General features: G+C 70.2%; 9 protein-coding genes and 1 pseudogene. 6 read left to right on the top strand and 4 right to left on the bottom strand.

The window, feature by feature from the left end; translation table 11 throughout:
• Positions 1–105: 105 nt before the first annotated feature.
• The 4 genes and pseudogenes from ACH5AF_RS06680 to ACH5AF_RS06665 form a co-directional block, all read right to left on the bottom strand.
• On the bottom strand, positions 106–543 hold the full coding sequence (locus ACH5AF_RS06680) for a hypothetical protein (protein ID WP_398900334.1): 438 nt from the start codon (positions 541–543) through the stop codon (positions 106–108).
• Between the two features lie 5 nt (positions 544–548).
• Positions 549–3,167: a multicopper oxidase domain-containing protein gene (locus tag ACH5AF_RS06675; protein WP_398900333.1), complete on the bottom strand. Its 2,619-nt coding sequence runs from the start codon at positions 3,165–3,167 to the stop codon at positions 549–551.
• A gap of 137 nt (positions 3,168–3,304) precedes the next feature.
• Positions 3,305–3,502: pseudogene (locus ACH5AF_RS06670) on the bottom strand (N-acetyltransferase); the annotation flags it as partial.
• A gap of 117 nt (positions 3,503–3,619) precedes the next feature.
• Positions 3,620–4,789, bottom strand: coding sequence for a TIGR04053 family radical SAM/SPASM domain-containing protein (locus ACH5AF_RS06665; RefSeq protein WP_398900332.1), 1,170 nt, complete (start codon positions 4,787–4,789; stop codon positions 3,620–3,622).
• Between the two features lie 370 nt (positions 4,790–5,159).
• Between ACH5AF_RS06665 and ACH5AF_RS06660 the strand changes: the two genes are divergently transcribed.
• From ACH5AF_RS06660 to cysK, 6 genes are read left to right on the top strand one after another with little or no spacing between them, the layout of a single operon-like run.
• Complete coding sequence (locus tag ACH5AF_RS06660) at positions 5,160–8,855, top strand: nitrate reductase subunit alpha (protein WP_398900331.1); 3,696 nt, start codon at positions 5,160–5,162, stop codon at positions 8,853–8,855.
• Between the two features lies 1 nt (position 8,856).
• Positions 8,857–10,410 carry a nitrate reductase subunit beta gene (narH, locus tag ACH5AF_RS06655; RefSeq protein WP_398900330.1) on the top strand — a complete coding sequence of 518 codons (1,554 nt, stop codon included), beginning with the start codon at positions 8,857–8,859 and terminating at the stop codon, positions 10,408–10,410.
• Positions 10,407–11,168, top strand: coding sequence for a nitrate reductase molybdenum cofactor assembly chaperone (gene narJ / locus ACH5AF_RS06650; protein ID WP_398900328.1), 762 nt, complete (start codon positions 10,407–10,409; stop codon positions 11,166–11,168). The genes narH and narJ overlap by 4 nt, the downstream gene beginning before the upstream one ends.
• Positions 11,165–11,950, top strand: coding sequence for a respiratory nitrate reductase subunit gamma (gene narI, locus ACH5AF_RS06645; protein WP_398900327.1), 786 nt, complete (start codon positions 11,165–11,167; stop codon positions 11,948–11,950). The genes narJ and narI overlap by 4 nt, the downstream gene beginning before the upstream one ends.
• A 28-nt stretch (positions 11,951–11,978) precedes the next feature.
• Positions 11,979–12,551 (top strand): serine O-acetyltransferase EpsC, encoded by a 573-nt coding sequence (gene epsC, locus ACH5AF_RS06640; RefSeq protein WP_398900326.1) that lies wholly within the window; start codon positions 11,979–11,981, stop codon positions 12,549–12,551.
• Positions 12,548–13,474, top strand: a complete 927-nt coding sequence (gene cysK, locus ACH5AF_RS06635) for a cysteine synthase A (RefSeq protein WP_398900325.1) — start codon at positions 12,548–12,550, stop codon at positions 13,472–13,474. The genes epsC and cysK overlap by 4 nt, the downstream gene beginning before the upstream one ends.
• Positions 13,475–13,509 lie beyond the last annotated feature (35 nt).

The raw sequence follows: 13,509 nt of genomic DNA, 5'->3' as shown, positions 1-13,509 counted from the left end.
GTGGTGATGCCAGCTTCGCAGGGGGCTTGCGGCTGGCGCTGGGGCCGATCGGCCCTGACGTGGCTCCTTTGTGGCCCCCGGCTGCTGGGTCGGGGCCTTGTCGTCTCAGGTGGCGGGGAGCGCGGTTGCCAGGAGGACGACTCCGAGGGAGCCGATGAGCGAGGTGACTGCGAGTGCTCGGGCCAGTTCTGTGCGGCTCCGGGCGTGTGCCCAGCCGTGGAGGCCGGCCGCCACCATGACCGCGGTGAACAAGGCGAGTTTGGCTGCGAGGATGCGGCCGTAGCCGGGTTCTGCGAGTGCTGCCCAGGTGACGCCCTTGTGCCAGGCCATGGCGACCCCGGTGGTCAGCTGGACAGGCAGGAAAACCGCTGCGGTGAGCAGCCCGAAGCGGCGGCCTGCTTGTTGCACGAAGCGGCCCCGGGCCTCGGGGGTGAGCATGCGCCGTGCGAGCGGCAGGATCACCAGTGAGAGTGCCAGTTGTCCGCCGACCCACAGGGCCGCGCCGGTGACGTGGGCGAACCGTACGAGTACCCATCCGTCCACGCCGTTCATCGCTCTACTCGGACGGTGCCGTGGGCGCCGGATTCGGCATGCCGCATGTCGTGGTCGACGAAGGCGTAGTGTCCGGCCTCCGGAAAGCGGGTTTCCACGAATCCTCCCTGGGCGGCGGCAAGGTCGAGGACTTGCGCTCCTCCGCGGGTGGGGTTGTCGGCGCGCAGCAGGTAGGCGCCTTCCTTGTAGACGGTGTCGTAGACGGTGCCGACCATGTGGAAGGCGATGCCGTCGCTGGGGCCGGCGGCGACGACCCAGAAGCGGGCTCGCTCGCCGGGGCGGGCGGTGAGCGGTGCTTTGGCGTACTGGGCGGCGGTGCCGTTGAACACCCAGGCATCGGGGCGGCCGCTGGTCATCTTGGCTACTTGGCTACTGCTGCCGGGTGTGCCGAGGTACAGCTGGGATGCGACGAGGACGTATTCGCGGTCCACGCGGGGCAGGTGGGGCGGGTCGATGATCACGGCGCCGTACATGCCGTTGCCCATGTGCTGGAGCATGGGTGCGGTGCTGCAGTGGTACAGCCAGGCGCCGGCGTGCTCGGCCCGGAAGCGGTAGACGAGTTCTTCGCCTGGTTCGATGGTGCGCATTGGGCGGTCGGGGGCAAGGGCGCCGGCGTGGAAGTCGATGCCGTGTCCCATGGACGTGTGGTTGACGAAAGTGATTTCGAAAGTGTCGCCGACCTTGCCGCGCAAGACTGGTCCGGGGGCGGTACCGCCGAAGGTCCACATGCGCTGGCGTACGCCGGGCGCTACTTCGATGTCCTTCTCCACCGCGTTCAGGCGTAGTTTGTGGATTCTTCCTTCGCCGGTGGGCGGCAGGGCTGCGGGGCGGGGCTTGAATCCCTCGGTGAAGTCGGCGGCCAGGTTCAGTCCGGTGCTGGTCGTGTCAGGAGCGGCGGCGTGGCCATCGTGCCCACCCGCGCTCCGGCCCGTCGCCTTGTCGGTGTTCTGAATCGAGATGCGCATGGTCATGCCGGCGGCGCGGTGGCCCGGAACGGTGCACCAGGCGTCGCGGTCGGCGGTGATCGTCCCGACGTCCAGCCGCGCGGTGTCGCCGCCGTCGAGCAGCGGTGTTCCCGGTCCGTCTTCGACGCGCAGGTCGTGCCGCATGCTGTCCTGGTTGGTGACCTCCAGCACCAGCCGGGTACCGGCCGGGACGGCGATGCTGGCGGGGCTGACCCGCATCCCGGACAGCGCTACCTTGACGGTGCGTGTCCCGGAAGCGGCCGTATCGGCTGCCCCTCCCTGTGACGGGGGCGTGCCGCCGGACGTCGTGGCCAGAACGACCGCCATGACGGTCAGCACGACACCGGCCACACCGCCAACCAGTGGCGCCCGGCCGGGAAAAGTGTGGGGTTTGACCTCATCGCTCGGGGCATGCCGTTCGGTCAGGACGCTTGCGCACAGCACAGTGAACGACGCCACGGCGGCGCCGGCCAGCAGCCATCCCACAACGGTGGCCGCGAGGGGCAGGGGCAGGGCGAGCAGGGGCACGGCGAGGTTCAGGGCACTCACGCGGGCGGGCCATGCCACATCGAGCCTCGCCTGGACGGTGGCGCGGCCGGCCGGGACACCGCCCAGGACGACGGGAAGGAGGTGGGTGAGGGCGCCGAGGAGCACTTGGGCCACCATGCCGACCAGGAGCAGCCAGGTGACCGGTTCCAGGTCGGTGTGCAGATGGTGCAGGGACCGGGTGCTCATCAGGACCAAGTCGGCCAGGACGGCGACGACGAACCAGCCGGTGGCCGCGGCCAGCATCACGGAGGCCGGGGAGCGGGGGGCGCGGCGTCGCATGGTGGTGAGGAACAGGACGGCCGCGTCGATGAGACCTGCGGCGTACACCGCGAGTCCGGCGGCGGCCGGCAGCCGGCTTCCGGCCAGCAGGCCGGCGGTCATCAGAACGAGACCGGCAAGCAGCAGACCCAGGCTTCGTCGGGCCACCCGTACGGTGCGGTCCTCCATACGCAGGCGCAGGACGGTCGGCCACAGCATGAACAGGGTGCCGATGACCGGCAGTCCGACCCAGCCGAGGAGGTTGACGTGAATGTGGGCGAGCATGAGCTCGGTATGCCGGGCCGCGCCCCATCCGGTGGCCAGCAGCCCGCCGAGCGCCGCTCCCACGACCAGGGCAAGGGCTGCGGCCTTGTAGTAGTGGGTGAGCAGCGCCAGCTTGCCTCCGAGCGCACGGCGGCCCATGCGCACCAAGGCCGTCAGATGCGCGAGGACGGCCGCCGTGACCGCAGCGGCACCGATTCCCGTCAGCATGGGAACGTCAGCGGCTATGCCGCCGAGTACGGCGAGGATCGCGAGGTTCAGCCCGGCCAGGCGGGCGTTGCTCCACCGGACATCAGCGTCGGGGGCGTGGAGCAGGGCGACGGTGAAGTGCTCGCTCCACACCACGATGGCGTTGGTGACCGCGCCGAGCAGGAACATGTGCAGGGTCAGCCACCGCGCCGCGGGGAAGCTGTGGCCGGCGGCTGCGGTCACCAGCGCCGCGGTGATCCAGCCGACGATGATCAGGTGCCGGCGCGCGTGACCTGAGCGGAGCCCCGAGCCGTCTGCGGACCGGTGGGGTGGCGGTGCGGTTGATCCGCTCGGTGGCAAGTGGGTGACCACGCGTGCTCCTTGGAAGTCCCATTCTCGACGGGCTGGACGGGGTATCGGTCTGATTCTCTCGGCGGGCGACCGCCCTGGTGGGATGGCATTGGTCCCGGGGACAGGGCTCTTCGGCCCTCATTACCCGAGGCTGGTGACCGGGCCTCCGCTACCAGGGTGACGCGTTCGGCCACCCACGCATCGGAGACGAACTCGTCGGGACGGCGCTCAAGGCTGGTGAGAACCGTGTTGACGGAGACCGATGCACCCGGGATCACCGCAGCTGCCTGGGTGTTGACCAGATCGGTGACCTGGTCGCGGTCGTCGCGGCGAAAGACGCGCACGGAGACGGGCATGGCGGTACCTCCCAGAGAAAGTGTTGAGGAGATCCCGCCATGCGATGCGGTACGTCGCGATCTTCGCAAGCTGCGAGGCGAGCGGGATGTGCCGCAACCCCGGGGATTCCCGCTTGGTCAGCCGGTGCCGGGCGTGGCTGCGGCCAGCAGGTGTGCCAGCTCGCTCTGGTAGGGGAAGGACCCGGGCTGGTAGCCGCACCACGGCTCTTCGGCATACGGGTCGCCGGTGACAGCGTGGGCTCGGGAGCGGGAGCCTCCGCACACGCGGCGGAACTCGCAGCGCCCACAGCGGCCGCCAAGGCGCTCGGCATCGCGCAACCCGGTGAAGAGCTCCGATTCGCGATAGATCTCAGTCAGCGGCCGGGTGCGGACGTTGCCCGCCCCGAGGGGGAGAAAGCCACTGGGGTGCACGGTGCCGGTGTGGGAGACGAAGACGAACCCGCGGCCCGCATTCACGTCCAGCGGGGGGCGGCGGGCCCGGCGCTCACCTGTGGTGAGACCGAGTTCCTCGGCCCGAGCGCGGAGTCGGCGATACAGCGGCCCGAGCCGCAGCGCGTCAACATGGTCCTCACCCTTGGAGGCGAGGACGGCGCGTTGCAGGGTGACTCGGCGGAAGTGGTGTGCCTCGGTGGTCTTCGCCGGTATCGACAGACCCACGTCGTAGACGAAGTTGAGCACGTCCTCCGTCTCCTCCGGGCTGAGCGCGGCCAGCTGCCGACCGCGGCCGGTGGGGACGAGGAAGAACGCGCTCCACAGCATGACGCCATGTTTGCGCACCAAAGCGGCGATCTCGGGCAGGTCGTCGAGGTTGTGCCGGGCGACGGTGGTGTTGATCTGCACCTTCATGCCCAGCCGGCGGGCGGTGTCCCAGGCGTCCAGGGTCCAGCGGTAGACGCCGGGGACACCGCGGAAGCCGTCGTGGAGTTCGGCGGTGGATCCGTCGAGGCTGAGGGACAGACCCACCGCTCCCGCCTCGTGCACGGCCGTGAGGTTCTGAGCGGTGAGGGTGGGAGTACCGGAGGGCGAGACGGCGACCCGAACGCCCGACAGGGTGCCGTAGGCGATCAGTTCCAGCAGGTCGGGGCGCTGGAAAGGATCACCGCCGGTGATCACGAACAAGGGGGCGGGGCGGCCGAACGCGGCGATCTGGTCGATCAGGTCCTTGGCGGCCTGCGTGTCCAGCTCGCGGGGGTCACGGTCGGGAACCGCGCGGGCCCGGCAGTGCAGGCAGGCCAGGGGGCAGGCGCGGGTCGATTCCCAGATGACGATGAACGGCTTTTCTCCCACAGCCTGGTGTTGCCGGCGAACCGGGCGGCCGCCGCTCATCGGTGGAAGGGGAGGTGTCGGGCCGCCCGTCCGACGGGGGCTGCGCGACGGGCGGCCTGACAGCGACCGGTCGGAGCCGCGTGCCTGGCGGGCGGCGGACACTGGACGGGGCGGCCATCCGCCGGCCGGGAGCGGTCGTACATGATCGGTACCTCCGATTCGGTCACTCACAGCATCGGCTCCCGGAGCGCGCGCCGCCTGGGCCGGGCGGCCTTCGCGGGAAGGGCCATTGGTCCCGCATGGCCGGATCCTTTCGGGGCCATCCGGCCACGGGGCACAGGACGCTTCGGCCCCGGTCCCTCGTACGAGCGCCGAACTAGCGTTCCGGCCCATGGAGAACGACGAGAACACCGGCCCCCAAGCGGCCGGCAACGCACGCGGCTGGCCGCTGGCCGGCCGACGGCTGCTCAACCGCCGCGAGGTGAGCACGGACGGCCGCGCGGTGTTCGGCACGGGGGACACGAAGTGGGAGGGCTTCTACCGCGACCGCTGGTCCCACGACAAGGTCGTGCGCTCCACCCACGGGGTCAACTGCACCGGGTCCTGTTCCTGGATGGTGTACGTCAAGGAAGGCATCATCACCTGGGAGCACCAGGCGACCGACTATCCGTCGATCGGCGCCGACTGCCCCGAGTACGAGCCGCGGGGCTGCCCGCGCGGTGCGTCGTTCTCCTGGTACACGTATTCGCCCAGCCGGGTGCGCTACCCCTATGTGCGCGGCAAGCTGCTGAAGCTGTGGCGGGAGGCCCGCCGCCGGCTCGGTGATCCGGTCGCCGCCTGGGCGGAGATCACCGGCGACCCGGCGAAGGCCCGCGCGTACAAGAAGGCCCGGGGCAAGGGCGGCCTGGTGCGCGCGGACTGGGACGAGGTGGCCGAGCTGGTGGCCGCCGCGCATGTGCACACGGTCAAGACCTACGGCCCGGACCGGGTGGCCGGGTTCTCCCCGATTCCCGCGATGTCGATGGCGTCCTTCGCCTCGGGCGCGCGGTTCATGTCGCTGATCGGCGGCACCCTGCTGTCCTTCTACGACTGGTACGCGGATCTGCCCATCGCCTCGCCACAGGTCTTCGGGGACCAGACGGACGTGCCGGAGGCCGCGGACTGGTGGAACGCCGGGTATCTGATCATGTGGGGGTCGAACATCCCCGTGACGCGGACACCGGACGCCCACTTCCTCACCGAGACGCGCTACAACGGCACGAAGGTCGTCGCCGTCAGCCCGGACTACGCGGACAACGTCAAGCACGCCGACGAGTGGATGGCCCCGCACCCGGGGACGGACGGGGCGCTCGCGATGGCGATGGGGCATGTCATCCTGCGCGAGTTCCTCGTCGACCGCTCCACTCCGTACTTCGAGGACTACTTGCGCCGGTTCACCGACGCCCCGTTCCTGATCACGTTGCGCGAGCGGGACGGCGACATGGTGCCGGATCGTTTCCTCACTGCGGCCGACCTCGGCGACGAAGGGGAGAACGCCCGCTTCAAGACCGTGCTGACCGACGGTGTGAGCGGTGAGCCGGTGATTCCCAACGGCTCGCTCGGACACCGCTGGGGCGAGGAGGGCGAGGGACGCTGGAACCTGGAGCTGGGCGACACCGTGCCCGGACTGAGCCTGCTCGAGCGAGCCGAGGACACGGTCACCGTGGCACTGCCGCGCTTCGACGAAGGCCCCACCGAGGGCGGCTCGGTAATCGTGCGCGGCGTCCCGGTCCGCACGATCGGCGGCAGGCAGGTCACCACCGTCTTCGATCTCATGCTGGCCCAGTACGGAGTGCACCGTCCCGGACTCCCCGGCACGTGGCCGGCGTCGTACGACGACGCCTCGCAGCCCTACACCCCGGCCTGGCAGGAGACCATCACCTCCGTCCCCGCCGTGCAGGCGGCCCGCATCGCGCGGGAGTTCGCGCGCAACGCCGAACGCACCCAGGGGCGTTCCATGATCGCCATGGGCGCCGGCACGAACCACTGGTTCCACTCCGACACCATCTACCGGGCATTCCTCGCGCTCACGACCATGACCGGCTGTCAGGGCGTCAACGGCGGCGGCTGGGCCCACTACGTCGGGCAGGAGAAGGTCCGGCCGGTCACCGGGCTGCAGCATCTCGCCTTCGCGTTCGACTGGCAGCGCCCCACCCGCCACATGGCGGGCACCTCCTACTGGTACCTGAACACCGACCAGTGGCGCTACGAGGCGTTCGGCCCCAACGAGCTGGCCTCCCCGCTGGGCGAGGGACGCTTCAAGAGCCAGTCCACCGCCGACTGCCTGGCCAAGGCGATCCGCATGGGCTGGACGCCCGGTCACCCCGGATTCAACCGCAATCCTCTGGACCTCGCCGACGAGGCGGCCGCCGCCGGGCGCCCCGTGGCCGAGCACATCGTCGACGGACTGAAGTCCGGCGACCTGCGCTTCGCCGCCGAGGACCCGGACGACCCGGCCAACTTCCCGCGGGTGCTGACGGTGTGGCGGGCCAACCTGCTGGGATCGTCCGGAAAAGGCAACGAGTACTTCCTGCGCCACCTGCTGGGCGCGGATGCGGCCGTCCGCTCCGAGGAGACTCCCCCCGAGGGGCGGCCTCAAGACGTGGTCTGGCGCGAGGAGGCGCCCGAGGGGAAGCTCGACCTGCTCGTCGCGATGGACTTCCGGATGACCTCCACCGGTCTGTTCGCCGACGTGGTACTCCCGGCCGCGACCTGGTACGAGAAGGACGACCTGTCCAGCACGGACATGCATCCCTTCGTCCACGCCTTCACGCCTGCCATCCCGCCGCCCTGGCAGGCGCGGACCGACTACGACACCTTCCTGACCATCGCCGACCGCTTCAGCGAACTCGCCGAGGAACATCTCGGGACCCGTACCGACGTCCTGGCCGTGCCCCTGCTGCACGACACGCCTGATGAGCTCGCCCAGCCCGGCGGCGTCGTCTTGGACTGGAAGGCCGGCGAGTGCGAACCGGTCCCCGGCCGGACCATGCCGAAGCTGGTCACCATCGAACGCGACTACCCGGCGGTGGCCGACAAGATGCGGGCCGTCGGCCCCCTCCTCGATGCGCTGGGCACCACCACCAAAGGCGTCACGGTCCATCCGGACCAGGAGCTCGAGCAACTGCGGCACACCAACGGCGCCCGGCGCGGCGGGGTGGCGGACGGGCGGCCGTCGCTGGCCACGGCGAGCGACATGTGCGAGGCGATCCTCGCCCTGTCCGGCACCACCAACGGACGCCTGGCGACCGCGGGCTTCAAGGAGCTGGAGAAACGTACCGGCACCGAGATGGCGCACCTCGCCTCCGAGCGGGAGGCCGAGCGGATCACCTTCGCCGACACCCGTGTCCAGCCCCGTTCGGTGATCACGTCGTACGAGTGGTCGGGCAGCGAGACCGGTGGGCGCCGCTACTCTCCCTTCGTCATCAACGTCGAGCACAAGAAGCCCTGGCACACCCTCACCGGCCGCCAGCACTTCTTCGTCGACCACGACTGGATGACCGAACTCGGCGAGCAGCTGCCCGTCTTCCGGCCCCCGCTCAACACCGCCCGGCACTACGGCGACGAGCGCCTCGGCGAGGACGGCCGTGCGGAGGTGACGGTCCGCTACCTCACCCCGCACTCCAAGTGGTCCATCCACTCCGAGTACCAGGACAACGCCTACATGCTGGCCCTGTCCCGGGGCGGGCCGGTGATCTGGATGTCCAACGCCGACGCGGAGAAGATCGGCGTGAAGGACAACGAGTGGATCGAGGCGTACAACCGCAACGGCGTCGTCGCCGCCCGCGCGGTCGTCACCCACCGCATGCCCGAGGGCACGGTGTACATGTACCACGCCAAGGACCGCACGGTGAACGTGCCGAAGACCGAAGTCAGCGGCAAGCGCGGCGGCATCCACAACTCCCTGACCCGGCTGCTGCTCAAGCCGTCCCATCTGATCGGCGGCTACGCGCAGTTCACCTACGCCTTCAACTACTACGGACCCACCGGCAACCAACGCGACGAGGTCACCGTGATCCGCCGCCGCAGCCAGGATGTGGAGTACTGACATGCGCGTCATGGCCCAAGTGGCGATGGTGATGAACCTCGACAAGTGCATCGGCTGCCACACCTGCTCGGTCACCTGCAAGCAGACGTGGACCAACCGCACCGGCGTCGAGTACGCCTGGTTCAACAACGTCGAGACCAAGCCCGGCGTGGGCTACCCCCGCCGCTACGAGGACCAGGAGCACTGGAAAGGCGGCTGGATGCTCGACCGGCGCGGGCGCCTGGTCCTGCGCTCCGGCGGCCGCCTCAAGCGGCTGGCCTCCCTGTTCTCCAACCCGGACCTGCCGGCCATCGAGGACTACTACGAGCCGGTCACCTACGACTACGACAACCTCGTCAGCGCTCCCGCCGGCCAGGACGTGCCCGTCGCCCGTCCCCGCTCCGTGCTCACGGGGAAGCCGACCGCCATCACCTGGGGCGCCAACTGGGAGGACGGCCTGGGAGGCGCGTCGGAGACCGCTGGCGGCGACCCCAACCTCGGCGGCGACCTGGCCGAGAAGGTGAAGTTCGAGTTCGAGCAGACCTTCATGTTCCACCTGCCCCGGCTGTGCGAGCACTGCCTGAACCCGGCATGCGTCTCCGCGTGCCCATCCGGGGCGATGTACAAGCGGGTGGAGGACGGAATCGTCCTGGTCGACCAGGACCGCTGCCGCGGCTGGCGCATGTGCGTGACCGCCTGCCCGTACAAGAAGGTCTACATCAACCACGCCACCGGCAAGGCCGAGAAGTGCACCTTCTGCTTCCCGCGCATCGAGGCCGGACAGCCCACCGTCTGCTCCGAGACCTGCGTCGGACGCCTGCGCTACCTCGGCCTCGTCCTCTACGACGCCGACCGCGTCGGCGAGGCCGCCGCCACTCCGGACGAGAAGGACCTGCTTGACGCACAGCGCAACGTCTTCCTCGACCCCGCCGACCCCGACGTCCGCGCGGCCGCAAGGGAGTCGGGCATTCCGGAGGACTGGATCGACGCCGCCCGCCGCTCTCCGGTACGCGCGCTGATCAGTGAGTACAAGGTCGCCCTTCCGCTGCACCCGGAGTACCGCACCCTGCCCATGGTCTGGTACGTGCCGCCGCTGTCCCCTGTGCTGGACGCCGTCGGGGAGGCGGGCGGCAACGCCGAGGACCCCGACCACGTCTTCGCCGCCGTCACCCGCCTGCGCATCCCGCTGGACTACCTGGCCAACCTGTTCGCCGCCGGCGACACCGAGGTGGTCGCGGGGGTGCTGATGAAACTGACCGCGCTGCGCAGCTACATGCGGCAACGCACGCTCGGCGAACAGGGCGACGAGACCGCCCTCGAACGCGTGGGGCTCACCCCCGCACAGGCCGAGGACATGCACCGGCTGCTCGCGATCGCCAAGTACGCCGACCGGTACGTCATCCCCGCCGCACACAAGGAAGATGCCGCGGCGCTCAGCGCGATGGAGAACCGCTGCCCCGTCGAAAGCTCCGGCGACCCCGGGGAGCCCGCCGCGGAGCGCAAGATCATGCTCGGCATTCCCACCCTGCGCCGCCGGAGCACGGCGGGCGACGATCTCGCGGGAGGCGCCGCATGAGCGCCCTGCGTACCCTCATCCGCCCGGCCGCCGGGCGCCGCGTGCACCTCAGCCCCAAGGAGACCGCACAGCGCACACTCCTGCTGCGTCTGCTGTCGCTCCTGTTCCAGTACCCGGACGCCGAACTGGCCGCCGAGCGGCCCGCGCTGACAAAGGCGGTGAACGCGCTACCGCCCTCGCCCGCCAACGAGGAACTCGTCTCCTTCACCACCTGGTTCGCGGCCCAGCCGGCCGAGGCGCTGGAGAGCCACTATGTGGAGGTCTTCGACCTCCGCCGCAAGAGCAGCCTCTACCTCACCTACTACCTGCACGGCGACACCCGCCGACGGGGCATGGCACTGCTCACCCTCGCGCAGACCTACCGGGCCGCCGGCTGGAGCGCCGACGGCGGTGAACTCCCCGACCACCTGCCCGTCGTACTGGAATTCGCCGCGCTGGCCGGACCGCGCACCGGAGAGGCGCCGCTGCGCCGGCACCGGCGCGGCCTGGAACTGATCCACCGCGCCTTGTCGGATGTGCGGTCCCCCTACAGCGGTCTGATGGCGGCGCTGCTGTCCCTGCTGCCTCCTGCGAGCGCAGCCGACCTGGAGGCGGTGGCGAAGCTGGCCGCCGAGGGCCCGCCGGCCGAGGACGTCGGACTCGACCCGTACAGCGGCACCGGCTTCGCCCCGCCCGGCACGTTCGTACCGCCCCCGCCGGCACAACCCACCCTGATGCCACCCCTGACCGGCCCGATGGATTCGGAGATCCGCCGATGAGCGCCTCCAGCAACCCCCTCACCTCGGTGAACGGCACCGACCTGCTGCTGTGGGTCGCCGTTCCCTACATCTGCCTCGCCGTCTTCGCAGTCGGCCACGTCTGGCGCTACCGCAAGGACCAGTTCGGCTGGACCAGCCGCACCAGCCAGCTGCTGGAACACCGCTGGCTGCGCTGGGGCAGCCCGCTGTTCCACCTCGGCGCCTTCGCCGTGATCGCCGGACACGTCGTGGGCCTGGCCATACCCACGTCCTGGACCCGTGCAGCCGGAATCAGCGAACACGCCTACCACACCGCGGCGGTGGCCCTCGGTTCCGTCGCGGGTGTCGCGATGGTGGTGGGGCTGGGCATGCTGTGCGCCCGGCGCCTGCTCGCACCGCGCATCCGCACCAGGACCAGTCACAGCGACAAGCTGCTCTTCCCCCTGCTCTCCGCCACCGTGCTGCTCGGCATCGCCGCCACCGTCGTCCACAACATCGCCGGCGGCGGATACGACTACCGGTCCACCGTCTCGGTCTGGTTCCGCGGCCTGTTCGCCCTGCAACCGCAGCCCGAGGCCATCACCGGAGCGCCTCTGCTGTTCCAGTTGCACGCCCTGACCGCCTGCCTGCTCTTCGCGGCCTGGCCCTTCACCCGCCTGGTCCACGTGTGGAGCGCCCCCATCGGCTACCTGCGCCGCCCCTACCTGGTCTACCGCCGCAAAGCCGCCGCAGTCACCGCGACTCACGGCCCGCATCCTGCCCGCGCTCCGCGTAAGCCGGCCGCACGCAAGGTGACCCGGTGACCTCCGCCCGGGACGGAAGAGCTCGTCGATGATCCTGGAAGACCTTCTCACCGCCTGCCGCAAAGACCCGGCACTGCGCGGATGGAGCTGCGCCGAGGCGGTGCTCTACCCGGGGCTATGGGCCTTGTGGTCGCACCGGATCGCCCACCTGCTGCACCGGTGGCGGGTGCCGCTGCTACCCCGGGCGCTTTCCCAGCTCACCCGCCTCCTTACGGGCATCGAGATCCACCCGGGAGCCGTTATCGGCCGCCGGTGCTTCATCGACCACGGCATGGGAGTGGTGATCGGCGAGACCGCCGTGCTCGGCGACGACGTCATGCTCTACCACGGCGTGACCCTGGGCGGTACGGGATGGTGGCACGGACGCACAACAAGCAGGCGGCATCCCCTGATCGGCGACCGCACCGTGCTCGGTGTCGGCGCGACCGTGCTCGGACCCGTCTCCGTAGGCCACGACACAGTCATCGGCGCACAGTCGCTGGTCCTGCACGACGTTCCGGCCCACAGCTCCGTCCGAGCCTCCGGCGACACCACCGTCCACACCCCCGGGCGCATCACGCGCCCCTCCCGCTTCATCAACGAGGAGAAACGACAGGCATGACCGGCATACACCTCTCGATCACGGCACTCATCGGACGCACCCCCCTGGTGGAACTGTCCCGCTACGGTGAACGCCTGCCGGTCCGGCTGGTCGCCAAACTGGAATCGGCCAACCCGGGCGGCAGCGTCAAAGACCGCATCGCCCTTGCGATGATCGAATGCGCCGAAGCCATCGGCGAGTTGTGGCCCGGCCGGTGCATCGTCGAGCCCACCAGCGGCAACACCGGCGTCGGCCTGGCCATGGTGGCCGCCGCCAAGGGCTACCCGATCACCCTCGTCATGCCGGAAAGCATGAGTACCGAACGACGTGCGCTGCTGCGCGCCTACGGCGCCGAGCTCATCCTCACACCGGCCGCCGAGGGAATGAAAGGAGCCATAGCCCGCGCCGAGGAACTCGCCGAACGCGGCGGGGCCTACATGCCCCGGCAGTTCTCCAACCCCGCCAACCCCGGCGCCCACCGCCTCACCACGGCTGAGGAGATCTGGCAAGACACCGACGGGCAGATCGACGTGCTGGTGGCCGGCGTCGGCACCGGCGGCACGATCACCGGAGTAGGGCAACTACTCAAGGACAAGAAGCCCGGCATCACCGTGATCGCCGTGGAGCCAGCGGAATCCGCTGTGCTCTCCGGCGGCTCGCCCGGCCCCCACGGCGTCCAGGGCCTGGGTGCCGGCTTCGTACCCGACGTCCTGGACACCAACGTCTACGACACGGTGCGCATGGTGCCCACCGCCAGGGCACGGGAGGAGGCCAGGCGGCTGGCCCGTACCGAGGGCATCCTCACCGGCGTCTCGGGCGGAGCCGCGCTGTACGCCGCCTCCACTGTGGCCCGCCATCCGCACCACGCAGGCGCTCTCGTCGTGGTCGTCCTGCCGGACACCGGCGAGCGGTACCTGAGCACCCCGCTGTTCGACGGCCCATGACCGGCACCCCCGCGCCTCGTCCGAAGAGGAATACG

The organism is Streptomyces sp. NPDC018833 (assembly GCF_044390825.1).
GTDB lineage: Bacteria > Actinomycetota > Actinomycetes > Streptomycetales > Streptomycetaceae > Streptomyces.
Note: the sequence above shows the minus strand (reverse complement) of the source record. Positions and strands in the feature narration are given on the sequence as shown.

Coding starts and splice junctions, on each gene's coding strand:
- ACH5AF_RS06660 (WP_398900331.1), top strand. CDS start 5,160: ATGGAGAACGACGAGAACACCGGCCCCCAAGCGGCCGGCAACGCACGC.
- narH (WP_398900330.1), top strand. CDS start 8,857: ATGCGCGTCATGGCCCAAGTGGCGATGGTGATGAACCTCGACAAGTGC.
- narJ (WP_398900328.1), top strand. CDS start 10,407: ATGAGCGCCCTGCGTACCCTCATCCGCCCGGCCGCCGGGCGCCGCGTG.
- narI (WP_398900327.1), top strand. CDS start 11,165: ATGAGCGCCTCCAGCAACCCCCTCACCTCGGTGAACGGCACCGACCTG.
- epsC (WP_398900326.1), top strand. CDS start 11,979: ATGATCCTGGAAGACCTTCTCACCGCCTGCCGCAAAGACCCGGCACTG.
- cysK (WP_398900325.1), top strand. CDS start 12,548: ATGACCGGCATACACCTCTCGATCACGGCACTCATCGGACGCACCCCC.